Raw genomic sequence first — 25,175 nt, forward strand, 5'->3', positions numbered from 1 at the left:
TTGGAGCTACGATTCGTGCAGCCCTATTTGGCGTATATGAGCCAGTCCCATGGAAATAACGCCGTAAATCGGTTCTTTCTTGGCGGAATCCCACTGAGCCGAAGGAAAATCGGAACGGATCCGCCCGCAAATCAGCCCTCGCAAGTACGGCGCGTTTTGCAGTACGCCTCCCTGCAAAATAACGGAAAATTTCTCGTTCTCCATACTCAAATTGCGGATGACGGCAGACGCTCCCTGGTACAGTTCATCAGCCGCCTCTTCAACTAACAAGCGGCTGGCCTCATCCCCGTCGTTCAAGGCTTGGCTGACGACTTCCCACAGCTGGGCTACCCGTTCAACCGAATATTCCGGAGAGAAGGTCCAATTGTACAGCTCTTCGGCATTATTCAAGCCGAGATGGGAGAGGAGCCGTTCCGTTAACCGGGTCGGTCGCCCCCGGCCGTCTTCGGCTTTCATAACCGCCGTGATGGCTTTTTTGCCGATCCAGTAGCCGCTGCCTTCGTCGCCTACGAGGTGTCCCCAGCCCCCCGCCCGGCAGTTCATCCCTTCCTTATTCACGCCGTACACGATCGATCCGGTGCCGGCGATAACGAGAACGCCGGGCGCCCCATCGGTTGCTCCCAGCAGAGCGGCGAAGCCGTCATTCTCAATGATTAACCGGTCAACCTGAATGTCCAGCCCGTGAAGAACTTCCACTACCAATGCCGTCAGCACAGTCCGATCCTGTTCCGTATCCAGCCCCGCCAAAGCAAATACCGCACAGCCGAGCTTGACGCCGCCGCTTCCGTCCCGCTCCGGCGCATAACCCGCGTCTGTCAAAGCCGCCTTCACGGCAAGGGAAACTTCCCGCGCGGCCGCGTCTTGGCCGACGCTTTGATAATTGCTGGAGCCGGCCCGACCTTCACCGAGCCAACCGCCCCGAACATCCGCAACGACCGCACGGCACTTCGTGCCTCCGCCATCGACGGCCAGCAGAGAGAATGTCCGCGCGCCCACTAAGACCGGCTCCAGTCTTGAATGACCGTGTCCAAATGTTGAAGCGCCTGACGGGATCTTTCTTCGGACGCATAATTCCACTCCAAATGGCTGATATGCCGCTCCCTCCGGTCTGCGATCATGCGCTCCATCTCAAGGGGACTCGGCCCGCCCGGCAGCGAACGGATCGTGACGAAATGAACGGGATCCAGGGCTTGCCTCAGCTGATCCTCATTCAAAGTAACGCTGCGGCCGATCACGTCTTGCGCAGCTTCATTCACCAGTTCAAGCGTAATGCCGTTAGCCGCCAAGCCCTGCGCAAGCGCCTTGTTTACGATGCCGCTTACGATATGGTGGGACTTGCGGAAGGACAGCCCGTCCGTTCGCACCAAGGTGTCGGCAAGCTCGGTTACGGTAGCGAAGCTGCCCTCGGTTCGTTTGCGCAGCACTTCTTTATTGACCTCCATGGTGCCAATTACGGAAGCCAACAGCCGATAGATGTTATCCAGAATCGCCAGCGCTTTCCAGGCATACGGCTGCAGGTCGTCCTCCGTATCGACAATATCGCCGAAAGGCGTATTATGAATCATCGTCAGTACCGTATTCGCGCTGCCCACGCAGGAGGACAGCAGGGATCGCATATGCTCGAGAGAAACCGGATTGCGCTTTTGCGGCATGATCGATGAAATTTGCACATATGGAGCGGATACTTGAAGCACGGCGAATTCCTGCGTGCACCAGAGCAGCAGATCCTGCACGACACGGCCCAGATTTATCGCAGCCAGCTGAGCCGCCGTGCAGATCTCGGCCACATAATCGGCTCCTCCGATCGCGTCATAAGAATTTTCGACCAAGCCGTCAAACCCGAGCAATTCACGCATTCTTTCCCGGGAAATAGCAAAACCGGATGTCGTCAAAGCCGCCGCGCCCATGGAACTGCGGTTGCAGTTTGCGTAGGCGCGAAACATCCTTTCTACGTCCCGGCTTAAGGAATCGACGACGGCCATGGTGTAATGAGCCATAGTAGTAGGCTGAGCCTGCTGCGTATGCGTGTAGCCGATCATGATCGTATGGACATGCTCCTCGGCGAAAGCGAGCAGGTTTTCCTTTAAGTACAAGGCGGAGGATACCGTAACCAGCAGCTTCTCCCGAAGCGTCATCCTGTAGATGGCGATGCCCATGTCGTTGCGGCTTCTGGCCAGATGCAAATTGCCGGCGATATCCCCGGCTTTGTCCAGCAGCTCATGTTCGACCTGGAAGAACAGGTCTTCAAATTGTCCCGTGTACGAGCATTGCCTGAGTTTATTCAGATCGATCCCGTGAAGAGCCTTGGCGATCGCCCCCGCTTCTTCGGGGGATACAAGCTTTTGCTCCGCAAGCATGATGAGATGGGCTTTGTTAATCGCCATCATCGGACCCAGCAGATGCCTCTTGGCTTCGTTAAAGGCGGGCTCCAATACGCATTCGGCATAGGTTTTCCCAGGAAACAGATGACCTTCCGACTGGATAATCTGATCTTTGCAGCTCATACGGCTATTCCTCCCGTTTATTTTCTACTCATTTCAGCCAGTTCCGGATCAGCATGTTCATCTGGCGCGAGGCTTCCTCCACAATGACTTTGCCGGCCTCCAGCGAAGTTTGCTTGATTCTGCCTGTATAGCCGTCCCAGCCTTGAGGTTTGCCTTCTACAAGCACATAAGGCAGCGGCGATAAAGGAGGACATGAATCTAACTCCACGTCGGAATCGGACACTTCGACCAAGCCGGGATGCATCGCTTTGACCGCGGACATTTCATAAGGACCTCCGTGCCCGCGTCCGGCCGTTCCGTGGAACAATCCCTTCCGCTCCATGAGCCCCGTCTCCACCATCTGCCACCAATTGACCAATAAAAAGCCGGCGTCAGGGTACTGGGCCGTCACGGCTTCCGCGACGGTTCTGGAAGGCCCCATGTTGGCATCATGAGCGTTAAGCAGCAAAATGCGGCGAATTCCCGAGGAACAGATGCCCTCGGTTAAGTCCGTCAAATACTCGATGAATACGGACGGTCGAATGGAAATCGTCCCGGGATAATCACGAGTTTTACCGGGGCAGGCCGTATAGGGTATGGGAGGATAGACCAACGGCTGCAGGTCCGGATCGATCCTCTCGGCAAAGCCTTGAGCCAGCAGGACATCCGTTCCCAGCGGGGAATGCGGCCCGTGATACTCAATCGACCCTAAAGGCACAACGGCAAATCGTGCCTGTGCCATAAGCTTCCCGGCATCTCTTCCGTGGATCGTCATTACATTCATGGATTCCTGTTGCCTCGCTTCACCTGAAATTTTCGAATGCCGGAGGACCCGGGAAGGTCCTCCGGTTCGCGCCTTTACTGATGCTGGGAGATCATGTTAACGAACAACCGGATCGAGCCTGGAACAAGACTCGGAATTTCGCGATACCAGACCAAAGAGCTGTACGTATAGATGCCCTTGCCGTATGGAGCCGTCAGGAACGTGCCGGTAAACTCCTTCTCTCCAGGATCGCCGTTGGAAATTAAAGCCGTGTACTCCTTACCCCATTCCGCCGGGTTATAAGCGGAACGATCCTGAATCCAGTTATTCCAGTCGGCATCCGTAATTTTGTTCGGATAGTTGAACATCGGATGATCCGGCGCCAGCAGGGTCACTCTGGAATTTTCGTCCGTAACGCGCCATTTAATCAACGGTTCTCCGATTTTAATCGGATACGGAGCCAAGCCCGGCGACCACTTGTCTTCCGGCTTATGGTACTGTACGACGAGATTTCCGCCGTTCTCCACGTAGCTTAAGAGCCGCTGATTGCTTGGAATCAATTCCGGCCGGAAAGCATAGGCGCGAATGCCCAGAACGATGGTGTCATAGGAAGACAAATCGCCGAACTGGATGTCCTTCTCCTCCAGCTTCGTTACGTCGACTCCGACCTGCTGCAGGTATTGGTCAATGTTGTCGAACCCGCTGGATACGTAGCCGACCTTCAAGCCTTTCGGCACTTCCAGATCGAAGGCCTCCACCTTCACCTCCGCAGGCTGCAGCATATAGGTTTTGCCGATATGAGCGTATTGAATCACCTGTGCGCCTCTCGAGGTTTGGCTGCTGCCGCTCGTAGCCACGGCTTGAATCGTGTAGCTGCCGTTCGCCACTTGCGCAGCAGGGACGACCGAGAAGCCTGCGGACTTCACTTCCCCTTTGGCCGCGAAGCTCAGTTCCTGCGCCGCATCCGTCTTCCAGCCTTCCGGCAGCTTCAGCGAAATGGATGCCTTGGCTGCGCCCGGGTTGTAGTTGCGCACGGTCACTTTCACAGGAATCGGCTCATCGGTCTTCAATGTATTCAAGATCGCCGCGCTTGGGCTGAGTGACATGGAGAACGGAGGAAGCACGGCGACCGCATTGGGCGGCACAACCTGAACCTTGTTCTTCACTCCATTCACTTCGTATTCGACATCGCTGGTAATAATCGGTTTGTCATAAGGCTTAAATTCCGCCGCGTCCTCCGGCACGTTTACTTCAAAAACCGTTGAAGCCGTCTGGTTATAAGCGAGAAGCCCGACAACGTTGCTGCCCGCCGCCTTGGCCGTCCATCCTTCCGGAACGTTCAGCTTCAGCGTAACGTTCTTCAGCAGCACCTTCCCGCCGTTATAGGCGGTTACCGTTATTTTCATCGTTTGGCCCGGCACGAGCTCACCGGTCTCCGGCTTCACCTTGGCCACCAAAGATGCAGCTTCCATGCTTGCTTTGTTCAACTGTTCTTCCTTCACGTGCAGACGGTAAGTCAGATCATATTTCGTCGCCTGATCCAAAGCGGATTTCGCTACATCCGTCAAAGCGTTCTGAACGCCGGCTTTCATGGCCTCCACTTTCCCGGCAACTTCGGAAAACGCGGGATAAGCGGCAATCACCTGATCGGCATCGGTTTGCAGCCTGCGCAAATCCTTGACAACTTGAGCATCCTTTCCTTTCGCTTCCAGCTCTTTGGCCAAATCTTCAAACGTAAAAGCGATCCCTTCGAAGAAGTCCTTTTCCTTCTCCTTACCGGGTACGGTGGATTGCAATAACGTATAATAGCTGTTGATCGGACCTTCATCCACATGGCGGCCCATGCCCTGGCTCTTATGCATGAAGCGGGATTCTTCCCCGAGCTGCGTGTAGGAGGCGCCGTAAATTTCATCGTAATCTCCCACGGGAACGGCTACGCTGTATGTCTTGTCGTTTGCCGGCACGTACAGTTTTTTAATTTGCCAAGGCTGCAGCCCGTTCTGCAAATGTTCAGGGAACACTTTCGGGTCTGCGGCATCTTGATAAGCTCTCACCGTGATCACATTAATAGCCCGGTGGTGCCCGTGGGTCGAATCTTCGTTCAGAAAGGCAGGCACGACCACGTCGGGACGCAGCTCGCGAATTTGCCTGATCAGCCGTTCGTAGACAACCGAATCTCCCCATTTCAGCAAAGTTTCATCCGGGCTTTTGGAGAAACCGAAATCATAGATCGGGTCGTTGATGGTTTCACTCAGCATACGGAGCGAGACATTCGTAATTTTGGAGGCTTCCTGCAATTCACGGGTCCGTATGATGCCGAGAGCGTTGCCCAGCTCGCTGCCGATTTCGTTCTGTCCGCCCTCGCCGCGATTCGCGATGATACTGTAAGTGTTCACCCCTTTGCCCAAAGAAAGGTAAGCCAGCGTCGCGCTGTGCTCATCGTCCGGGTGGGCGCCTGTGTTCATGGCGGAAGCGACGGTCGTTAACGGCTTGATCGACTTCCACAGATCCACGACTCCACGATCCGCATTCGCCGGCGCGGGTGCCATCGACAGAACTAGTGTGCCTGCCACGGCAAGACCGGTAACGGCGGATACATATTTCTTCGTAACGCGTGCACGTAGACTCATCCTGTTCCTCCTTATATCCCTTCCTAATTAAGCGGAAACGGCCGTTTCCCGCCCTATATCACAACGCGGCATTCGAACCCTAGGAATTCACCGCGAGATGATCGAACGAATGGTTGGCGAACAAGGGTGCCTCCGGGAGCCCCTTAGATGGCGGTCCCGGCATTGCCTCCGGTCATTTTCCGGGTGACGAACAGAACGATAACGATCAGTACAATTTGCAGCACCCCATAGGCGCATGCGGTACCAAAGTCAAAGGCGTACATACGCTGGAAAATCTCTACCGAAATCGGCGACGTTCTGCTCGTAAACAGAAGGATCGAAGAAACGAACTCCCCGATGCCCTGCACGAAAGCGAGCAGCGTTCCCGCGAGAATACCGCTTAAAGCCATCGGAAACACAACGCGCCGAAAGCTGTACCACCACGTAGCGCCCAAATTCCGGGCGGCTTCCTCTACCGAACTGTCCATCTGCATCAGCGTCGCCGAGGTAGAGCGGAAGACCAGCGGCAAATGCCGGACGAAATAAGCCATCGGCAAAATCCAGAACGTCCCGATCAGCACCTGATTGAAGGAGAAAACGGACGGTTCGCTGAACGCGGAAATCAGATTGACCGCTACGACCGTACCGGGCAGCGCCCAAGGCAGCATGATCAGCAGGTCGAGCAGAAATTTACCTTTAAATTTCAGACGAACCATCGCATACGCAGCCGCTACGCCGAACAGGACGTTGCCGAGGGTGGCAATCGCGCTCATCTCGAACGAATTCGCTATCGGTCTCCACGTTTTACTGTCGGTAAACAGCTCTACATAGTGTCTGGTCGTATATTCCGGCGGCAGGATTTGGTACGTCCACGTCCCGTCCACGGAAAAGGAAATAAGCACGAGCACGAGAATGGGCAGCAGCAGGATCGTCACGCCGAGCGTCGACAGCGCCATAGCGGTATACTTGCCTAGCGCGCTCTTGACTTCGGTCCGGTGAATGCTGACCCCCTTGCTCGCATTCTGGTAGCTGCGAAGCCCTTGATACCAGCGCATCAGCAGCAGGAAGAGGATCGATACGATCGATAGGATCGTGGATTGCGTCGCCGCCATATCCAGAGAGCCGTTCGTCCGCGACAAATAAATTTGCATGGTCATCGTACGGTCGATGCCGAAAATAAGCGGAGCCGTATACGAAGCCATCGAGATCATGAATACCAGCAAGGAGGAGGCAACCATCGCCGGCGTCAGCATCGGCAGGATGACGCGTCTCCATACGTACAAGCGTCCTGCGCCTAACGAGGCGGCCGCTTCCTCCAGAGAAGGGTCCAGACCTTTAATCGCCGTGGAGGCGGTCATGTAGAAATACGTGTACATCGTGAACGTATGAACCATAATAACGCCCCAGAAACCTTTTAACGAAAAAGGAACCTGCTCCAGATCGAACCACAGCTTCAATGTGCGGGGAATAATTCCGCTTTCGCTGTATAAAAAGGTAAACGACAGCACCCCGATTAAAGGAGGCAGCGCCATCGGCACCATAGCCAGCACCGTTAACATTTTGCGGCCCGGAAATTCGTACCGCTCCAGCAGAAAAGCCATCGTGACGCCGACGATCGCACAGGTGATGACGCTAATCACGGAAATGTAAACGGAGGTCCAAAGCGCCTCCAGGTTCGCGGAATGCTTCAGGCTGAAAAACTTGGCGTAATTTTGCATCGAGAATTGCCCTTGAATCCTAAAGCTGTCGACAAACGTTTGAAAAAACGGAAACACCACATAAGCAAGCAGCACCAGGAACAAGGGGGCGACAAGCACATAAATGAAATAACGGGACGAAGTGAGCAGCGTCCAGCGGTTGACGGGCGGGGCTGCCGGCTCCAACGGCGTCTTCATCAGTCACTCCCTCCCGTCATTTAAGAAATAGACGCTCTCTTTCGGGATGATCAAGAAAACCCGGTCGCCGCTTGCCTTCAGATTGTGTCCTTGACCCAGGAACATCGCCTTCAACGGGCCGAAGCCGGTTTCCGTTATATAATTCATACTGACTCCGGTAAACTCGGAGATCACCACATCGCCTTGAACCGTATTCGTCTCATCCGCGGAACCGGCATCCGCTTCGCGAATTCGTTCCGGGCGGACGGAAACGGTAATCCGGGAGCCCGGTCGGATGACGTTCCCGGAGGATGCGTTCCGGCAGTAACCCCGGATGACCGTATCCGGAGTCAAGCGCACGTAGGCTTCTCCGTCCTCCACCCGTTCCACCGTTCCCTCCCATAGATTGGTCTCGCCGATAAACGAAGCGACAAACCGGTTGACGGGCTTGTTATATATGTCTTGAGGGCTTCCAATCTGCTGCACGACTCCGCCTTGCATGACCATAATGCGGTCCGACATGGACATCGCTTCGGATTGGTCGTGCGTGACGTATATCGTCGTGATGCCGAGCTCTAGCTGAAGCCTCTTGATTTCGAGTCTGGTTTCTTCCCTTAGCTTGGCGTCCAAATTGGACAAGGGTTCATCAAGCAGCAAGATTTGCGGCTCGATGACTAATGCGCGCGCTAAAGCGACACGCTGCTGCTGGCCCCCCGACAGCTGATCGATTCGGCGGCTGCCGTATCCTTCAAGATGAACCAATCTTTGAGCTTGTTCCACTTTTTCCTTAATTTCGGCTTTCGATTTTTTGCGGACTTGCAGACCGAAGGCAATATTCTCAAACACCGTCAAATGGGGGAATAGCGCGTAGTTTTGAAACACCATACCGGTATTGCGTTTGTGGGGAGGCAGCCCCGTGACCTCGCGGTTGCCGAACAAAATTCGGCCCGAGCTGGGGATGTAGAAGCCCGCGATCATACGCAGCGTCGTCGTTTTGCCGCAGCCGCTCGGTCCCAGAAACGTGAAAAATTCCCCCGGCTTAATTTGGATATGGACGTCGTCCACGCCCTTGACCGTGCCGAACAGCTTGCCTACATGCTCCAAAGTCACATCAATCAAAACGTTAACCCCCCGGCTGGAATGTTGGGGCGGAGCTTTCACTCCGCCCGCATGCCCTTTATTTTGCGCCTTTGCCTTTAATGTTTTGATCCCAATAGTCCATCCATTCCTTTTCCTTGGCGGCCATCGTTGCCCAGTCCAGTTCCATCGGCTTGAGTTCAATGCCTTTCAGCCACGCCGGGAGCGTATCTTTACTGATATCACTGCGTGTAGGAATTTGGAACAGCTTCTCCGCAAGCTCCGAACGAAGCTTCGGTTCGAACAGGAACTCATAGAACTTCTTGGCAATTTCTTCGTTTTTGCTGCCCTTGATGATGCCTACGCCATCCACCAGGATCGGAGCTCCGCTGGCCGGATAGATGAAGTCAAACGGCTGATTTTTCGTCTCCTTTTGAATCATGATGTCCTGCAGATTCCACAACGAAAGCGAGCCTTCCTGGCGAGCCATTTTCAAGTAAAGATTCGTAGGGTCCTGGGTATATTCTTTCGTGTTGACATCCAGCTTCTTCAGCCATTCGTAGCCTTTGGCCGGGTCGCCGGCACCCTGTCTGAAAATCATCGCGGAGTAAATCGTACGCATCGTTCCGGAGGCGAGCACGCCGCGAATCAAAATTTTTCCTTTATATTTGGGATCGAGCAGGTCATCCCAATCTTTCGGCGCATCTTCTTTTTTCAACATTTGCGGGTTGTACATGATGACTTCCGGAAGCAGCATCTCGCCGTACCAGCGGTCTTTGCCGTCCTTGTACTGAGCCGGAACCGTACCCGCAAAGGTTGGCTTGTAGGCCGCCAACAAATCTTCGTCGGCCGCTGTCATAAACATGGATTGCGTACCGCCCCACCAGAAATCGCCCTGCGGGTTCGCTTTTTCTCCACGAACGCGCTCCAGAACCTGCTGTGCGCCCATCGTCAACACTTCCACCTCGACGCCCGGGTTCTGCTCTTTGAATTTGGGGACGATTTCATCCACGACCGTTTTATCCCTGGCCGTATAAATAACCAGCTTCTTCGCTTCAGCCGGCTTCGGCGGATCGGCCGGTTTCTCGGCGGGCTTCTCCGCCGGTTTTTCTGCCGGCTGTACGCTTGCCCCGCCCCCGCTGCAGGCGGCTAAAGCAAGAACGAGCGAGCTGACAAGCATGCCGTTAAACCATTTTGCTGCTTTTCCTACTCCAAAATTCAATTCGAATTCCCCCTTAAGTTTTATTCACTCCAGGACCTATGGTTCGGAAACGATTCAAGCACGCAATGGACCGCGCCGATAATGCCCGCCTGATCGCCAAGCGATGCCGTCTTGATTACCGGCACGACGGGAATGAGACGGGACAATAGCTCTTGAATCGTTTGGAGCCCTTGTTCATCGAGATGGATCATTTCTCCGCCGAGAACCAGCAGTTCCGGATCCATAATGCTGGCCACATTGGCCATGCCGAACGCCCAGTGCCGGTAGGTATCTTGCAGAAGGGCGCGCGCCTCCGGATGGCCTTCCGCAGCCGCCGCCTGAAGCTGAGGAAGAATAGGCGCTCCTTCCTCCCATGAAGGCAGCAAGGGCTGTGCCTTGGACAAGATGCCAGGTACGCCGAAATTGCTCTCGAACACGCCGTATTCTCTTTGGCTGCGGTTGCGGAATGGGCCAATCATCATGTACCCGATCTCGCCGGCGGCCTCCTTGCTTCCCCTGTACAGCTGCCCGTTAATGACGATGCCTGCGCCGATGCCCGAGCCGACATAAATCTGGATGAGGTTCTTCGCTCCCCGACCGGCGCCTTGATAAAATTCACCTATGGTCATCATATTAACGTCATTGTCAATAAATACGGGAAGTCCCAATCTCTCCTCCAATGCCTGCCGGACTGGCTGCCCCATCCACCCTGTGCTGGGCGCGAAGGAAATCGTGCCTTTGTTGCGCTCGGTTATGCCAGGCAGCCCGATCCCGATGCCGTGCAGTTGGCTCCTCTCAAAAGAACATTGCCCCAGCAGCTTCGTCAGTCCGGCTTCCAAAGCGGCAAGCGCCTTTTCCCCGTCGGCAGGCGGCTTCAAGCGGGCTTGATAACGGGACAGGATGTGCCCATGCAGATCGGCAATCGCCATGTGGATGCAGTTGCCCTCATACACAGCGCCAACGACCGCATACGCCTGCGAATTGTATTCCAGCAGAACGGGCTTGCGGCCTCCCCGAGACTGTCCCGTCCCAATTTCCCGGATCAGTCCTTCGCCGATCATCTCATCCACCAGAGAAGAGATGCACGGACGGCTCAATTTCGTCTCCGCAGCGAGCTCCGCTCGGGACATTCTTTTCTGCTTCAGCTGATAAAGAATGCCTTCACGATTCATCTGTTTCACGAATTTGGTATTTCCCGTTTGACCTCTCGTTCTCAATGCAGCTTGGTTCACCGCCTTTCGTCGGCAGAACTTACTTAGTTAAAATGACTAACTAAGTATGATGGGTTTAATTATAAATGAAAGCACTTACATGTTCAATGATAAATTGTATCTTTTTCTTTTATTTGTATATCCTTCCATATGTACTTGCTCAAATTTCGGCAATTCTCACAAACATCTTTTTACGCGGTCCCGCATAGCTTCACCGCCAACTCACGTGACGCCCGGAGCCGGTCCGCCTGACTGGACGCAGTCTCGGCTTGCCTATACATAGGACGAAGTGATCGCCGCATATACTTACAGACAACTAATCACGGGGTGATCCACATGAGTAAAGAGACAATGACACTAGGACAGTTCATGGATAGACCGCAAAAACGAAACCGGCCTCGTCGATCCGTATTACTTATCAGGATTCCCGGAGGCCGAAAAACAGCTCGACTTATTCGATATATGTTCACCTGAACGCGCCCAACCAAACAAAGGCTAATTCCAAGCAGCCGCAGCTGCCGGAAATTAGCCTTCTTCATCCGCCTCATGGCGGCGCAAGCCATCCTGCTGCGATTCCCGGGACTGGCCGTTACGGTGTGGACATCATTTGGGCCTGCATTGTAAAGTATTCCCGGATACGTGTCAACGTAAGGTTATCGATTCCGAATTGATTCGCCGCTCCGATAACGGTAATTCTTGTAATCCGATTGAAACCGGCGTTGACACCCAGAGGGGAGAACACATTAAACGGCGGTGCGTTTGAAGGCCCCGTTGCGGTGGCAACAAGATTATTGTTGGCGTCAAAGGCGTTAATCGTAAGCGGAGTGGCCGATGTGTAGAAAAAGTTAACCTCAGATAGGGGATTGCCGAATGTGATGTCTGCTTGGTTGCTAGCCGGAGTAAAAATGATGGTTACGGGCGAAGGCTCATTCGAAAAATTCCCTGTCCCTCCGGCCCCGGCTTCAATCAATGTCAACCATTGCGGTGAAAAGAGCGCCGTGGTGAAACACGCCGGAACCGGTACGGGAAGTGGCTGCACATTCCCTCCGCCTTCAAACGTAATGAGCGCGGTTTCTGTGACGGGAGTCGAGGAACAAATCACTTGAATAGGACCGTTCTGACTGACCGAAAATTGTGGCGGCTCTGTCTGATTCGAGATGCCGTGAGTTATCAATAACTATCACCCTTCTCTTTAGATTATGCTGCATGTTATCTATATGTAGATAGTCTTAAGGGTGCCTGGATTGTTTTAACGTTGTCATAACCGCACAGCAGAAATAAATGATTGACGAGGTGGTGTTGGCTTATGTACTATAATCAACCGTTGTCTCCAGCTCCTCCGGCGCCTGCTTCCTTGTATCGCAATAACCGCCATATTATTGAAGTCTCTGGCGAAGGAACGGTTTCTGCCGCTCCCGACAGAGCCGTTATAGAACTTGGCGCAATCACCGAAAACACAAGCTTGCGGATTGCCCAAAGGGAAAATGCAGCCACCGTTACAGATGTTATAAACTCCCTGCTGCAGCTAAACATTCCGAAGGAACGTATACAAACCGTCGCTTACAGGATCGAGATGCAGTATTCCTATGAGGATGGGAAGCAAATCTTTACCGGTTATCGCGTGACACATCTGCTTCAAATTACCCTGGATCAAATAGACCGGACAGGACTTGTTGTCGATACGGCTGTTGAACATGGCGCTAATTCCGTCTTAAACATTCAATTTTCAATGGCGCACCCGGCCGCTTATTATCATCAGGCCCTGTCGTTAGCCGTTAAAAATGCCGAAAGCAAGGCCATGACCATTGCGACAACGTTAGCCGTCACGCTTGTGAAATATCCGGACAACATTCAAGAAGAAGCTCGTACACGGGAACCGGTCCCTTATCAGGCCTTACATTACGCGGCAACCGCACCTACGCCGATCCAACCCGGACAATTGAAAATTACCGCTTCTGTAAGGGCCCAATATAGTTACGTCTAAGCTTTGACGGTATCCAATAAAAAAAACGAGGCAGCCCTTATCGGGCTGCCTGCCTGTTTAGCGCATACCAGCGCTGTGCGAGTGAGTACACCGATCCGTCCCGCTCCGTCCTGCGAACCGCTAGAAATAAGCTTTGATCGCTTTCTCGGTGGACTCTTTAGCCACACGAATCGTTTTTTCGATATCCCACTCCCAGTATTCCGGTCTGAACAGCTCGACGGAAACCATCTCACTGTAGCCGATATCCTTCAAAGTGCGCAGGAGTAAGTCCAGGTTTACCGCGCCTTCCCCAGGCATCACCCGGTGATGGTCGCGCAGCGCGCCAACCGGCAAATCTTCGCAATCGTCAATATGAAACACGAAAATTTTGGAAGGCTCCGCCCGCTGCAAATCTTCGATTTTGGAATTCATCGCATGAAAGTGAAAGCAGTCCAGCACCACGCCGACATCGTTCCGGTTGACGGCTTCCACGATGTCGTACGCTTGACCGAACGTATTAACCGAGCAGTTCGGATACCCTACAAATTCCAGCGCGAGCCTCGTATCGTAGGCTTGCGCGATATCGGCCAATTCATGGAGGACTTTCACGGTTTCCTCTTTAATTTGACTCTTCGTATAGTCCCCGATATCAAAGGTCGGAACGACGATAATCGTCTTGCAATCGATGACCTTGCCCACTTCGCAAAGAAACTTCAGATCGTCCTTGATTTGCCGATATCCCGGTTCGTCTCTATGGTTGATATACTCCAACGCGTTGAAGGCATACGGTTTAATGCGATTCCGCTCAAAAAACTGTTTGAGCTCCTCTACCGTATGATTCTCCAAGTACGCCTTCAGTTTATCCAAGCGGATTTCGATCAGATCGTATCCGTATTTCTCGCAAACCTCCAAGTCCTGCTGCAATGTCGAATACTTCATCGTTGTCGCTTGATTAAAAGCTATTTTCACAGGAGCCACCGCTTTCTACAAGTATCTGTCTTCTTCAATCGTTAACTGTACGCCAATTCCATAATTTTTTCCTGATTCGCTTCCGCGCGGCTGAGCTCGCCCTTCTTGCGCCCTTCATGCATAACGACGACTCTGTCGCTCATGCCCAACACTTCCGGGAGCTCGGAAGAAATCATGATAATCGCTTTTCCCGTCTGCGCCAATCTGGACATCAGCTTATGAATTTCGGATTTAGCTCCGACGTCGATCCCCCGTGTCGGTTCATCCAGAATGAGAATGTCCGGGTTGTTCAACAGCCATCTTGCGAGCAGCACTTTTTGCTGGTTGCCTCCGCTTAAATTCATGATGAGCTGATCCAGACTTGGCGTTTTGATGCTCAGCCGTTCAACGAACAAGTTGCACATGTCGGTGACGAGCTTTCTCTTAATAAAACCGCCTCTATTCAAATAGCTGTCGATGCTGGAGATGATCATATTATCCCGGATCGAGATAGGCAGGAAGGCTCCCGTAATTTTGCGGTCCTCCGTCAATAAGCCGATCTTGTGTTTAATCGCATCCCGGGGCGAACGGATGCTCACCTTGACCCCGTTGATGTAGATTTCGCCGGCATCAGGCGGGTGAATGCCGAAGATGCTCTCGATGACCTCGGTCCTTCCTGCGCCCATCAATCCGGCAATACCCAGAATCTCTCCTTTTCTTACATCAAAGCTGATGTTGTTAAACTTGCCTTCGCGCGACAGGTTTTTGACGGACAGCACAACTTCCCCGATATCCGCATCTTCCTTATGAAACACCTGCTTGATCTCCCGACCGACCATCATTTGGATCAGCGATTCCTGGTCCAGCTCTTTCGCCGCTTTGGTGCCGACATATTGACCGTCTCTGAACACGGTAATGTCGTCGCAAATCCGGAAAATTTCATCCATCTTGTGCGAAATATAGATAATGGAAACTCCTTTGGCCTTGAGCGATCCGATAATGGCGAACAGCTGTTCAACCTCTTTATCGGTAATAGCGGACGTCGGTTCGTCCATAATGATCAAATCCGCGTTGTAAGAAACCGCCGTGGCAATCTCCACCATTTGCGTGTTGGCGATGCTGAGATCAATCATTTTGGCGTTCGGATCGATATCGATTTTCAACGTTTCAAACAGCTTGCGGGTATCCTCCACCATTTTTTTCTTGTCGAGCCATCCGAATCCTGTCGTCGTTTCCCGCCCCAAATAAATATTTTCCGCTACCGTCATCTGCGGGATCGGGCTCAGTTCCTGATGAATCATCGAAATGCCCCGGCTCAGCGCATCCTTCGATCCGGACAGCTTGATTTCCTGACCTTTGAATTTCACCGTTCCCTGATCGGGCGTATAAATGCCGAAGATGATTTTCATCAGCGTCGATTTGCCCGCACCGTTCTCTCCCATCAAGGCATGAACCGTGCCTTTTCGGACTTTCAACTGGATGTCGTCCAGCGCTTTCACACCAGGGAACGTTTTGGTAATATGCTCCAGTTCCAATATGTAATCGTTGGCCATCATAATCACCTCGTTTGGATTTCAGACTCTGAATTGATGAACCGTTCGGTGCAGTTTCTCGGCCATGGCATACAGCGTGTTTGCATGGGCCGTATTTTGCTGAAGAAATGCCAGCTGTTCCTCCGTAACCGCCGTTACACTTTGTGTCCCGGTTGCTATCGTCTCCGAGAAGCCCGATATTTGCTCCACCGATTGGACGATTTTCTCCGAATGGTTCGATAAGTGGCGCAGCGATTCCGAGACGTCGCGGATTTGTTCCGTCGTATCCTGAACCAAATCTCGGATTCCGCCGAACAGGTCTCCGACGGCCGTCGAGGCGTTGATCCCTCTGGAAACCTCCACGACCATCTCTTCAACGGATTGGACCGCGAACATCGTCTCCGTTTGAATGCCGGTCACAAGCTCGGTGACCCGTCCCGCCGAATCATTCGTCTGCTGCGACAGTTTGCGGATTTCCGAGGTGATGACCGCGAATCCACGCCCGTGCTCTCCCGCTCTTGCCGCTTCAATCCCCGCATTTAATGAAAGCAGATTCGTTTGCGTCGCAATCGAAGAAATCACTTTATTAATATCGTCGATTTCGCGCGATCTGGCCCTCAACGTTTGCATGGTATGCTCTAACTGACTCATCAGCTTCTGAATCGTTTCCATCTGGTTCGTGATTCCGTTGATCTCACGGTCACCCTCCACGGCCTTCTCCAGCGCGTTTCCGGCAATTCCCATGGCGTGCTGGCTGCTTTGATCGATCCGGCGAATGTCCGAGGCCATATCGTAAACAGCTTGCAAGCTGCTTTCCACGCTCTGTACCTGATTTTCCGTGCTCTCCGATAAATGCGTCATGATTTCGGCGACATGCTCGGCAGCTTTCCCCGTCTGTTCCGTCCCTTCGGACACTTCTTTAGATACGGCGATGACTTCACCGGCGCCCTGGTTGATTTCTACGACCAAATGATGCAAATTGTTCTTCATCTGATTGAAAGCTTCAGCCAGTTGTCCGAGCTCATCCCGCCTCGTTGCCTGCACATCCGCAATCGCAAGATCGCCGCCGGAGATCGACTTGGCCGTCTCCGACAACTGGCGCAGCGGCTTCGAGATCATCCTTGAGATGAAATACCCGATGATTAAAGCCAGCACGAGATTGATGACGCTGACGGAGATGACCAGCCTGCGAATATCGGTGATGACGGTTTGACTCGCCGCCTTCTCTGCATTCATCAATTGGTCCTGCTTGTCGGACAACTGCCCGGCGAACTTGACAATCACGACGCCAAGCGGAAGTATACCGGTTTTCGCTTCCTGAACGGCGCTTTCCAACTGATCTTTGGGAAGCCCGAATATCCGGTCCACCTTCTCCTTATATTGCTTGTTCAGTTTGATCGTATACTCCAGCTGCTCCAGCATTGCAGGATCGGCAAGCGCGCTTTTCATCTGCGCGAACAATTCGTCCATGCGTGCGTTCGTATTCGAAAAGTCCGTCTTAAAGAAGGCATCCTTGGTCAATAAATAAGCGTTCAAATTACCGTTTTGCGTGGTTGCGTAATATTTGAGGTTGTCCGCGTAAGACTTCATGACGGCATGACGGTCTAAGATGTTGGAAAGGGACTGATCGATTCGATTCAAGGAAAGATAATACATGGTACCCGCACAACCGGCGATCACGGCGATAACCAGAAAACCGGCCAGCAGTTTTTGCAGAATGGATATTCTCATCTTGTAACCCCCCCTTTCCCGTCATTCCCCGAGTCATCTCTTGACATTCTCTTACTTTTTCTTGTTCTTCTTCGAGTCGATAAATACGGCTACCGTGATGATGACGCCCTTCAAAATTTGCTGCCAGTACGAGGACACGTTCAGCAAATCCAACCCGTTGTTCATGACCCCGATGATCAGCGCGCCGATAACCGTGCCGCCGATCGTACCGATGCCGCCGGAAAGACTCGTTCCCCCGATAACGGCTGCAGCGATCGCGTCAAGCTCATACATCATACCGGCCGTCGGCTGACCGGATGCAATCCGGGAAGTCAGAATGATACCGGCAATCGCGGACAGCAAGCCGGCATAACCGTAAATCAGTATTTTATATTTTTCCACATTAACGCCTGCAATCACAGCCGCTTGTTCGTTGCCGCCGATCGCATAAATATATTTACCGAACTTCGTTCTGTTCAGAATAATGTAGGACACAAGAGCCACAATGAAAAAGATGATAATCGGCATAGGAATTCCTAGTACGCTGCCTTGCCCGATGAACTTGAAGGAGTCGGAAAGATTGCCGATCGGCTTCCCGCCGGTAAACAGCAAGGCGGCTCCTCTAGCTGCTGTCATCATGCCCAAAGTGACGATGAATGGAGCAATCCGCCCTTTGGCAATAATCGTTCCGCTGATTAGACCCGTGCCCGCTCCGATAGCCAGCCCGACCAGAAGCGCAAGGGCCAGCGGAAAGCTGCCGGGGTGCGACATGCTGGCGACGACGACGGACGTAAGGGCGATGACGGATCCGGAAGACAGGTCGATTCCCGTCGTAATAATGATCATAGTCACGCCGATGGCGACGATACCTACCACGGACATCTGTCTAATAATGTTCAAAATATTGCCTGAGGTGAAAAACGTAGGGGACAGCAAGGACATGAGAATGACGAGACCGATCAATATGAGCAGCATGCCGTAACGACCGAGCAAAGCTTTCGCCTTCGTTGAACGTTCTTGCGGACCCGGTTTTTGGCCCTGTACAATTACAGTTTCTTTCATATGCTTATCCTCCAGTATGAATGTGTTTCTTTAAATCGCGTCCGGCTTGCGTCAACACGGACTACATATGTAATAGCATCCTTCGGTGGAAGAAATGACTTTCTTTTCGCCGTTGAGCCTTGAATGAACTGCATCTCATAGACCAAACATCGTGCTTAAAGACTTGTTGCGGAAGGACACATCCCGGATGGGGTGTCCTTCCACGCTGAATGTCGTTCGAATGAAACTATAAAACTATAAGGCTACCCGTATTGGATTACTGCCATTTTTTGATGTACTCTTCCACGTTGGCTTTGGTCACAAGCTCATAAGGAATGTAAACATTCTTTTCTACCTTCTCGCCTTTTGCCGCTTTAATAGCCGTTTCCAATGCGCCCCTGCCTTGGCCGTCCGCATTTTGGAACACGGTGACATGCAGCTTGCCGGATTTCACGAACTCGAGCGCATCCGGGGTTGCATCGACGCCTGCGAACACGATGTCCTTCGCTTTGCCTGCCGCTTCCGCCGCCATAATCGCGCCGATCGCCATTTCGTCGTTGTTGGAGACAACCGCATCGATTTTTTGACCGGAGTTCAACCAGTTCTCCATCAGAGCCATTCCTTTGGCACGATCCCAGGAACCCGTTCCTTCCAGTACCAATTTCATCTCAGGGTTCTTGCTGATGATTTGTTTATTTCCTTCAGTCCGTTTGATTTGCGCTTCCTGCCCCGATTGTCCGGTCATGATGCCGATATTTCCTTTGTTATTCAGCAGCTTGGCCACTTCTTCCATCTCCATAATGCCCGCCGTAATGGATTCGGAACCAACGTAGGACGTCGCTTTATCCACACCATCATAAGAACGGTTCACAACGACGATCGGAATGTTGGCTTTATTGGCGCGGTCCACCATGTCTACAATGGATACCGTATCGACCGGAACAATCGCAATCGCGTTAACCTTCTGCGAGATGAAATTCTCAACTTGCGCCAGCTGTTTGTTCGCATCATTCTGCGCGTCAACGTAGGTCACTTCGACATCTTTCTGAGTCGCCTGGTATTTCTTCATCCCGTCCTGCAGATAGCTCAGCCACTTGTCGCTAAAGTCCGGGAGCGCGGCGCCGATCACGATTTTTTTACCGCCGGAAGCGGCATCATTACCACCGGAAGGCTTGGCCCCGCTTTGATCCGGTGCTGTGGATTGGTTAGTGCCGGAAGAACAAGCGGAAACGATCATTGCAAACACCAAACTTAACAATAGGACCATGCTGAATTTTTTCATAGTACTTCCCCCTCAACGAGTTTGATCAAGCGCTCTCCTGTGACTGACTAGACGCTATAACTCACTTACTGGATGGTGTAAACTCCCAGTCTTTCCTTTCCTCACCTCCTTAAAGTGTGATGTAAGCGTTCGCAGGATACGGCGTTCGTGGTTCGTTCTTCTTGCGGACGACGGACATTTCTCCAGCCACCTCGTGAATCCTGCATCGATTTGCTGCCGCTTACTCGTCTTATCATCGCCTGCAAGCTTCTTTACGTAAATTGGGTTAAGCGCTTTACCCTTTATAAAGTAAAGCACTCATTCCAGAGAAACATTTACTAGATTAAGCGCTTTACCTGCATTTTACTATAACCTTTTATTTCTTGCAATCCCTTTCATAAGAATTTTGTCGGTATACGAACAGGCATCCTCCTGCCGGATCGAATTTTATGCTGCTGAACCATCCTGCTGCCACTGCCGGCAGTTTGGCGCAGCCAACCCTAAAGTAAGCGCTTCCTTTTCGGGGTAATCGATTACCTTTTTAGCACATTTTAATTTATTTGCTCTTTTTTTGCAACAAAGTTCTTGGTTATTTCCGATTTTCGCCATGCTTTCTTACTTTTTCTTCGAGGTGGAATTTCGAATCACGAGCTGTGGGGGCATTTTTATGTTCTGCTTGAGATTCGCTTGGCGTTCAATTTTGTCAATCAGCATATCGATTGCTTTTTTCCCCAATTCATGGACCGGCATCGCAATGGAAGAAAGTTCAGGAACTACGATTGTACACATTTGTGTGTTATCGAAGCCGATGACAGACAGTTCGTCCGGGACTGTAAGATGACGTTTTCTGGCCGCTTGCATAACCCCAATCGCCATGATATCGTTACATCCGAATATCGCAGTGGGCCTATCCGTCAAATCCAATAAAGTTCCGGCGGCGATTTCCGCATCTGCCATTTTGGAGCGGGTTATGACAATCATGTTGTCCTCCGCGCTAAGCCCGGCACTGCGCAAAGCCGATGTGTACCCGCGGATTCGCTCCCGGCAGCTGATCGAATCGTCAGCAATAACGCCTATTTTTTCGTGTTTCAGGGAGATCAAATGCTCGGTCGCCATAAATCCGCCCCAATAATCGTCGACGGTCACACTATCGATGGCCATTTCCGGCCGCTCGTGCGCAAAGAGCACGACGGGAACTTCATCTTGAAGCAGCTCGCTCAGCAGCTCTTCGTTGCTAAATTTTGAAGCGATAATAAAACCGTCGACCTTCTTTTGCCTTAATAGCGTAATATGTTTTGCTTCTTTCTCCGGATTATTGTCGGTACTGCACATCACGATACTGAAACCAAGTTCTTGCCCGCGATCCTCGATATGCTTCAAGTACTGCGCATAAATCGGGTTATCCATATCCGGGATCAGCAGTGCGATCTGGTACGTGCATTTCCCCTTCAATGCGGAAGCCAGTACATTAGGCCGATATCGCATCTCGTCCATGATTTGGTAAATTTTCTCCTTCGTCCTATCGCTTATTCTTCCCTTGTTGTTGATAACCTTGGAAACAGTAGCGGTCGAAACACCTGCGACCTTGGCGATGTCATAAATGGTCGGCTTCATAGGCATTACACTCTTTCTTTTGATGAAAACATGTCATTTGATTTGTTATTGTACTATAATACCAATGAAAACACTACCATTTACTTTTTTTTGAAACCAACAGACTTTTCGGGAATTGTATTGCGGTCACGCCCACTGAACTCCGCAAACAGCAAAAGATCCCGGAGGCACTATAGCAACTGCGGGACCCTTGCTTGCGCTATTTATCCAAATGGATGTTGAACCCGAGAATCGTATCTTTGCGGTGCCGCTCGATCTCCAGCAGCGTTTCGATCCTGGCATCCTCCGGAGCATGCTGCTCCAGGAACTTACGGAACGCCACCATGAATTGAATCTCCATGTTCAGTTCATTGTAGTTATTCGGATAACCTTCGAGCGTCCGAAGGTTATCCTCCCATTCCGCCAAGTCCGTGCTCGCGCTCTCTCCCTCCCGTACTCTTCGGGTGAGCTCGCGAAGCCTGGAGAGCGCTTTTCCCAGGGGCCCGGTGCGCTTGTGTCTTTGACGCAGCACATAGCCGGCCAGCAGCAGCAGCCCCAAACCGATCCAAGCTCCAAACTGTTCCATCCCATCACCATTTTCGCGAAAATTGGAAACAACCCTTATCCCAACCGTTGAAGCAAAGTTCGTTCCCCATTATATCACAGCCCGCCTCGGCTTGTATCCGGCTTCAAACAGCGGTGTACCGGAAACTGTCCATGAATTTTTTCTGCTGTCACCTACCGTAATCGGATGTACGATCCGAAAACTATACTGTTCTGCATCATGTTTGGGGTATATGCTAAGGAGGAGTTTTTATATTACAAAAAACACACAGCGCGGCAGGGCTCGTGGCTGCTGAAATCACGCTTGTTTATCATGACGTGACTTTTTTATCCTGGGAGGCGGCCGGGGCTCTTCTGCTTGGTTGCTTAGCCGGCACTTTGGCCGATGTAGATAAACAGGGGTCGACGATGGCCAGGGTGCTTTTTCCGTTGTCGGCGCTGCTCCGCATTCTGAACGTACGTCACAGGACGGTTACGCATTCCTGTCTGTTTATCGGGGCTTTAATGCTTCTGGCTCTTCCTTTGCCCGTACTTTATTACTGGGTATTCATCGCCGCCTATGCTTCACACCCGCTTATCGATTTACTCAATGAGAAGGGCGTGCAGCTGTTCTGGCCGCTGAAATTGAAAGTTCGCGTACTTCCCAAATTTCTGGCTGTGGATACGGGATCGATGAGCGAGACGGTATTTCAATGGCTGCTGCTTGCCATAAGCTTGTGGATTCCTTTCAGAACGATTGAATTCTGAGCACCAAGCTTTCCTTGAGTGCCTGCCAATCATGCCAAAAGGATAGTCACACTGCCGGTCATGCGCCGCCGCTGCAGGTAGACTATCCTTGTTTCAATTTTCTTGAACGAAGCCCCGTTTTTTTTTCCACAGATGATAAATCAAGACAATGAGCCCCAGAAAAACACCATAGATGCCAATCGTGATCACGATATTCCCCGGCTCCGTCATCAAATGATCCCCCACCAGAGCAAACAACAGCATCGCCGGTATTTTGCCCAGGGAGGAAGCAGCGGCATAAGCGGCAAACGAAACGCGGCTTAGGGCCGAATATATATTTACAAGGATAGAAGGAACGAACGGAATCAATCGGGTAAAGAGAATGGCCAAAAACGCATTTTGTTCGAACAACGCCGTGATTTTTCCCAGGCTGTTGTGACGGTGCAATATTCGCACGCCCCATTCTTGATATCCATAACGAATAAATAAAAACATCAGCATCGAAGCCGTTGCGGAGCCTGCCCACGTGATAACCGCTCCTAGGGCAGGGCCATATGCCGCGCCGATCACGCCCCCGACAACAGGATAGGGAATGACCGGAAATAAGGCCATCAACGTTGCGATAATTATGACTACTGCCACATGATTAGATGGATGGAACCAAGCCAGGATGACATCCCCGTAAATGTAAATGAGATAGGCAATTCCTAAGTAGAGGATCGCCAAACCTAGTTTTTTGTACATGATAGTCTCCCAAACCGTAATAACTGCTAGTTTCGCATATCTGTTGTTATTCTAAAACGCTCCATGGTCAATTTCCTTCAATTGTTCCGCTCTGATCTCCCTCACTCCCCCTGCTTTTCCGTTTCTTCACGAACAGCGTCAAGATAGCCGATACCGCCAGCCCGCCGACGAACCCGCCGCCATGGGCATAGATGTCGACATTCGGAATCAGGATGGAGTAGACGAACCCGATAATGACAATCGTTCTAACCGTTTGCTTCGACTGGTAGTCGATCAGATCCTTGCGGAAAACCGACAAGTACAAGTACGCGGCATACACGCCGTAGATCGCTCCCGACGCCCCGGCCCCGACATAGGAATCCGTGTGCAGCCACGCACTGGCCAGGTTGCCGATAATCCCGCATATCAAATAGAAAACCGCATACCGCCAGGAGCCAAGCATTCGTTCAAGCGGCGCCGCGAATACGTAAAGCGCAAAACTGTTAAACAGTAAATGCTCGAACCCGATATGCAAGAAGATGGACGATACGTATCGCCACGGTTCCGGCTGCAAACCGGGAAGATCGAACATCGCTCCAAACCGGAGCAAGGTGGCGGTATCCTTCGACGACCCGTACACTTCCATGGCCGCCATGAGGAGCAAATGAATCGCGATCAGCGTCGTGGTGACCGGATACAGCCGAACGTACTGCTTCAAACTTTCTCTTCGAGCAAACAAGCTTCCTCTTCCTTTCCCTTTTAGCCGAATTCACCTGGAATCGCCCCATGCCATACCCGTTATTCCCTATGTTTAACGTTGGAACAAAGAACGACTCCGTCGCCATTGTGCGAACAGAGCCGTCCTGTCAGCCTCCGATGTGTGACATTTCGACTTTCTTTTTTTTGAGTCCCGGCGTATTGGAAAGCCTTTCTTCGGAATAACGATCTTTGCGCTGGCTCCAGTAATCCCTGATAAATTCCCGGATCTGCGGATCGCTCCACCCCTCACGCAAGGGGGCGCGAAGATCGGTGCCCGCTGAAGCGAACAAACAGCTGTACAGCTGCCCCTCCGCGGAGAGCCTTGCCCGGGTACATGTAGAACAAAAGGCTTGAGTAACCGAAGAAATCAAGCCGATCTCCCGCTCCTCTCCTACATAGCGGTACCGCGAGGCCACCTCCCCATAATGATTGGGCTTAACCGGCTCGATCGGCATTTCACGATGGATTCGCGCTACAAGCTCATGGCTGGGAAGCACTTGATCGAGTCTCCATCCATTGGAATTGCCGACGTCCATATATTCAATAAAACGCAAGATATGCCCTTTCTCGCGGAAGTATTTAGCCATGGGAACAACATCCTGGTCATTCGTTCCCTTCTGGACGACCATATTCACTTTCACTTGCAAGCCCGCCGACGCAGCGGCGTCAATTCCTTCCAGAACGCGGGATACTTTAAAACCGCGTCCGTTCATCTGCCCAAACCGATCATCATCCAGGCTATCGAGGCTCACCGTTACCCGGTGTAATCCCGCTTCCTTTAGCGATTTCGCGTGCTTCGCGAGTAAAGAGCCATTGGTCGTCATGGCAATGTCCTTGACTCCGTCGATTTCACGGATCATGCGGATGAGCGCAGGAAGTTCTTTGCGCATGAGCGGCTCCCCGCCGGTGATGCGCACTTTCTCCACACCGAGCGAAACAAATATCCGGGTAATCCGGGTCAGCTCTTCGAAGGTTAGAAGCTTTTCCTTAGGAAGGAATTTGTAATCAGGCCCAAATATTTCTTCCGGCATACAATACCGGCAACGGAAATTGCATTGATCCGTCACAGACATCCGCAGGTCACGAAGAGGGCGTTGTAGCTTGTCAACAATAGGATGTGTTGGTTCCTGCATGTGC

The 25,175-nt window shown here is 52.0% G+C and carries 22 protein-coding genes; 2 read left to right on the forward strand and 20 right to left on the reverse strand.

From position 1 onward, the window contains the following. Window positions 1–6: 6 nt before the first annotated feature. The 9 genes from PVA01S_RS07295 to PVA01S_RS07335 form a co-directional block, all read right to left on the reverse strand. The gene (locus PVA01S_RS07295; RefSeq protein ID WP_127606417.1) at window positions 7–996 is read right to left on the reverse strand and encodes an N-acetylglucosamine kinase; all 990 of its coding nucleotides are present in this window, start codon (window positions 994–996) and stop codon (window positions 7–9) included. Next, window positions 996–2,504: an argininosuccinate lyase gene (gene argH, locus PVA01S_RS07300; protein ID WP_127606419.1), complete on the reverse strand. Its 1,509-nt coding sequence runs from the start codon at window positions 2,502–2,504 to the stop codon at window positions 996–998. The genes PVA01S_RS07295 and argH overlap by 1 nt, the downstream gene beginning before the upstream one ends. A gap of 28 nt (window positions 2,505–2,532) precedes the next feature. Further along, on the reverse strand, window positions 2,533–3,267 hold the full coding sequence (locus tag PVA01S_RS07305) for a creatininase family protein (protein ID WP_127606421.1): 735 nt from the start codon (window positions 3,265–3,267) through the stop codon (window positions 2,533–2,535). Between the two features lie 74 nt (window positions 3,268–3,341). Then, the gene (locus tag PVA01S_RS07310) at window positions 3,342–5,876 is read right to left on the reverse strand and encodes an NEW3 domain-containing protein (protein WP_127606423.1); all 2,535 of its coding nucleotides are present in this window, start codon (window positions 5,874–5,876) and stop codon (window positions 3,342–3,344) included. A 143-nt stretch (window positions 5,877–6,019) separates the two neighbouring features. Further along, the gene (locus tag PVA01S_RS07315; RefSeq protein ID WP_127606425.1) at window positions 6,020–7,750 is read right to left on the reverse strand and encodes an ABC transporter permease; all 1,731 of its coding nucleotides are present in this window, start codon (window positions 7,748–7,750) and stop codon (window positions 6,020–6,022) included. Between the two features lie 3 nt (window positions 7,751–7,753). Further along, window positions 7,754–8,848 carry an ABC transporter ATP-binding protein gene (locus PVA01S_RS07320; RefSeq protein ID WP_127606427.1) on the reverse strand — a complete coding sequence of 365 codons (1,095 nt, stop codon included), beginning with the start codon at window positions 8,846–8,848 and terminating at the stop codon, window positions 7,754–7,756. 58 nt (window positions 8,849–8,906) lie between these two features. Continuing rightward, window positions 8,907–9,986: an extracellular solute-binding protein gene (locus tag PVA01S_RS07325; RefSeq protein WP_127606609.1), complete on the reverse strand. Its 1,080-nt coding sequence runs from the start codon at window positions 9,984–9,986 to the stop codon at window positions 8,907–8,909. Window positions 9,987–10,048: 62 nt separating this feature from the next. Continuing rightward, on the reverse strand, window positions 10,049–11,179 hold the full coding sequence (locus PVA01S_RS07330; protein ID WP_372813946.1) for an ROK family transcriptional regulator: 1,131 nt from the start codon (window positions 11,177–11,179) through the stop codon (window positions 10,049–10,051). A 628-nt stretch (window positions 11,180–11,807) separates the two neighbouring features. After that, complete coding sequence (locus PVA01S_RS07335) at window positions 11,808–12,392, reverse strand: hypothetical protein (protein ID WP_127606431.1); 585 nt, start codon at window positions 12,390–12,392, stop codon at window positions 11,808–11,810. 132 nt (window positions 12,393–12,524) lie between these two features. On the opposite strand from PVA01S_RS07335, the gene PVA01S_RS07340 reads away from it, so the two are divergent. After that, window positions 12,525–13,202, forward strand: a complete 678-nt coding sequence (locus tag PVA01S_RS07340) for an SIMPL domain-containing protein (RefSeq protein ID WP_127606433.1) — start codon at window positions 12,525–12,527, stop codon at window positions 13,200–13,202. A 120-nt stretch (window positions 13,203–13,322) separates the two neighbouring features. On the opposite strand, the gene PVA01S_RS07345 is transcribed toward PVA01S_RS07340, so the two are convergent. The 8 genes from PVA01S_RS07345 to PVA01S_RS07375 all read right to left on the reverse strand — a co-directional run bounded on the left by PVA01S_RS07345 (window position 13,323) and on the right by PVA01S_RS07375 (window position 21,852). Continuing rightward, window positions 13,323–14,150, reverse strand: a complete 828-nt coding sequence (locus PVA01S_RS07345) for a sugar phosphate isomerase/epimerase family protein (RefSeq protein ID WP_127606435.1) — start codon at window positions 14,148–14,150, stop codon at window positions 13,323–13,325. Between the two features lie 41 nt (window positions 14,151–14,191). Further along, window positions 14,192–15,682 (reverse strand): sugar ABC transporter ATP-binding protein, encoded by a 1,491-nt coding sequence (locus tag PVA01S_RS07350; protein WP_127606437.1) that lies wholly within the window; start codon window positions 15,680–15,682, stop codon window positions 14,192–14,194. A gap of 21 nt (window positions 15,683–15,703) precedes the next feature. Further along, complete coding sequence (locus PVA01S_RS07355) at window positions 15,704–17,392, reverse strand: methyl-accepting chemotaxis protein (RefSeq protein WP_127606439.1); 1,689 nt, start codon at window positions 17,390–17,392, stop codon at window positions 15,704–15,706. A 51-nt stretch (window positions 17,393–17,443) separates the two neighbouring features. After that, a complete protein-coding gene (locus PVA01S_RS07360; RefSeq protein ID WP_127606441.1) occupies window positions 17,444–18,433 on the reverse strand; it encodes an ABC transporter permease in 990 nt (329 codons plus the stop codon). A 256-nt stretch (window positions 18,434–18,689) separates the two neighbouring features. Then, window positions 18,690–19,694, reverse strand: a complete 1,005-nt coding sequence (locus tag PVA01S_RS07365; RefSeq protein WP_127606443.1) for a sugar ABC transporter substrate-binding protein — start codon at window positions 19,692–19,694, stop codon at window positions 18,690–18,692. 426 nt (window positions 19,695–20,120) lie between these two features. Next, window positions 20,121–20,282, reverse strand: coding sequence for a hypothetical protein (locus tag PVA01S_RS26535; RefSeq protein ID WP_164751764.1), 162 nt, complete (start codon window positions 20,280–20,282; stop codon window positions 20,121–20,123). Window positions 20,283–20,288: 6 nt separating this feature from the next. Beyond that, entirely contained in the window at window positions 20,289–21,287 is a 999-nt protein-coding gene (locus PVA01S_RS07370; protein WP_127606445.1) for a LacI family DNA-binding transcriptional regulator, read from the reverse strand. Window positions 21,288–21,486: 199 nt separating this feature from the next. Further along, a complete protein-coding gene (locus PVA01S_RS07375; RefSeq protein WP_054795414.1) occupies window positions 21,487–21,852 on the reverse strand; it encodes a hypothetical protein in 366 nt (121 codons plus the stop codon). Between the two features lie 230 nt (window positions 21,853–22,082). Between PVA01S_RS07375 and PVA01S_RS07380 the strand changes: the two genes are divergently transcribed. Further along, on the forward strand, window positions 22,083–22,577 hold the full coding sequence (locus PVA01S_RS07380) for a metal-dependent hydrolase (RefSeq protein ID WP_127606447.1): 495 nt from the start codon (window positions 22,083–22,085) through the stop codon (window positions 22,575–22,577). 93 nt (window positions 22,578–22,670) lie between these two features. Here PVA01S_RS07380 and PVA01S_RS07385 read toward each other — a convergent pair whose 3' ends face one another. The 3 genes from PVA01S_RS07385 to moaA form a co-directional block, all read right to left on the reverse strand. Continuing rightward, window positions 22,671–23,300, reverse strand: a complete 630-nt coding sequence (locus PVA01S_RS07385; protein ID WP_127606449.1) for a TVP38/TMEM64 family protein — start codon at window positions 23,298–23,300, stop codon at window positions 22,671–22,673. Window positions 23,301–23,367: 67 nt separating this feature from the next. After that, window positions 23,368–24,018 (reverse strand): rhomboid family intramembrane serine protease, encoded by a 651-nt coding sequence (locus PVA01S_RS07390; RefSeq protein WP_127606451.1) that lies wholly within the window; start codon window positions 24,016–24,018, stop codon window positions 23,368–23,370. Between the two features lie 127 nt (window positions 24,019–24,145). Next, entirely contained in the window at window positions 24,146–25,171 is a 1,026-nt protein-coding gene (moaA, locus tag PVA01S_RS07395; RefSeq protein ID WP_127606452.1) for a GTP 3',8-cyclase MoaA, read from the reverse strand. Window positions 25,172–25,175: the final 4 nt, after the last annotated feature.

The organism is Paenibacillus validus NBRC 15382 (assembly GCF_004000985.1).
In the GTDB taxonomy this organism is placed as follows: domain Bacteria; phylum Bacillota; class Bacilli; order Paenibacillales; family NBRC-103111; genus Paenibacillus_G; species Paenibacillus_G validus.

Bases quoted from the DNA above. Each gene is read 5' to 3' on its own strand.
- PVA01S_RS07325 (WP_127606609.1), bottom strand. From the start codon at position 9,986: ATGCTTGTCAGCTCGCTCGTTCTTGCTTTAGCCGCCTGCAGCGGGGGC.
- PVA01S_RS26535 (WP_164751764.1), bottom strand. From the start codon at position 20,282: ATGGCGAAAATCGGAAATAACCAAGAACTTTGTTGCAAAAAAAGAGCA.
- PVA01S_RS07330 (WP_372813946.1), bottom strand. From the start codon at position 11,179: ATGAATCGTGAAGGCATTCTTTATCAGCTGAAGCAGAAAAGAATGTCC.
- PVA01S_RS07315 (WP_127606425.1), bottom strand. From the start codon at position 7,750: ATGAAGACGCCGTTGGAGCCGGCAGCCCCGCCCGTCAACCGCTGGACG.
- PVA01S_RS07365 (WP_127606443.1), bottom strand. From the start codon at position 19,694: ATGAAAAAATTCAGCATGGTCCTATTGTTAAGTTTGGTGTTTGCAATG.
- PVA01S_RS07385 (WP_127606449.1), bottom strand. From the start codon at position 23,300: ATGTACAAAAAACTAGGTTTGGCGATCCTCTACTTAGGAATTGCCTAT.
- argH (WP_127606419.1), bottom strand. From the start codon at position 2,504: ATGAGCTGCAAAGATCAGATTATCCAGTCGGAAGGTCATCTGTTTCCT.
- PVA01S_RS07355 (WP_127606439.1), bottom strand. From the start codon at position 17,392: ATGAGAATATCCATTCTGCAAAAACTGCTGGCCGGTTTTCTGGTTATC.
- PVA01S_RS07350 (WP_127606437.1), bottom strand. From the start codon at position 15,682: ATGGCCAACGATTACATATTGGAACTGGAGCATATTACCAAAACGTTC.
- PVA01S_RS07375 (WP_054795414.1), bottom strand. From the start codon at position 21,852: ATGGAACAGTTTGGAGCTTGGATCGGTTTGGGGCTGCTGCTGCTGGCC.
- PVA01S_RS07310 (WP_127606423.1), bottom strand. From the start codon at position 5,876: ATGAGTCTACGTGCACGCGTTACGAAGAAATATGTATCCGCCGTTACC.
- PVA01S_RS07305 (WP_127606421.1), bottom strand. From the start codon at position 3,267: ATGAATGTAATGACGATCCACGGAAGAGATGCCGGGAAGCTTATGGCA.
- PVA01S_RS07360 (WP_127606441.1), bottom strand. From the start codon at position 18,433: ATGAAAGAAACTGTAATTGTACAGGGCCAAAAACCGGGTCCGCAAGAA.
- moaA (WP_127606452.1), bottom strand. From the start codon at position 25,171: ATGCAGGAACCAACACATCCTATTGTTGACAAGCTACAACGCCCTCTT.
- PVA01S_RS07340 (WP_127606433.1), top strand. From the start codon at position 12,525: ATGTACTATAATCAACCGTTGTCTCCAGCTCCTCCGGCGCCTGCTTCC.
- PVA01S_RS07370 (WP_127606445.1), bottom strand. From the start codon at position 21,287: ATGAAGCCGACCATTTATGACATCGCCAAGGTCGCAGGTGTTTCGACC.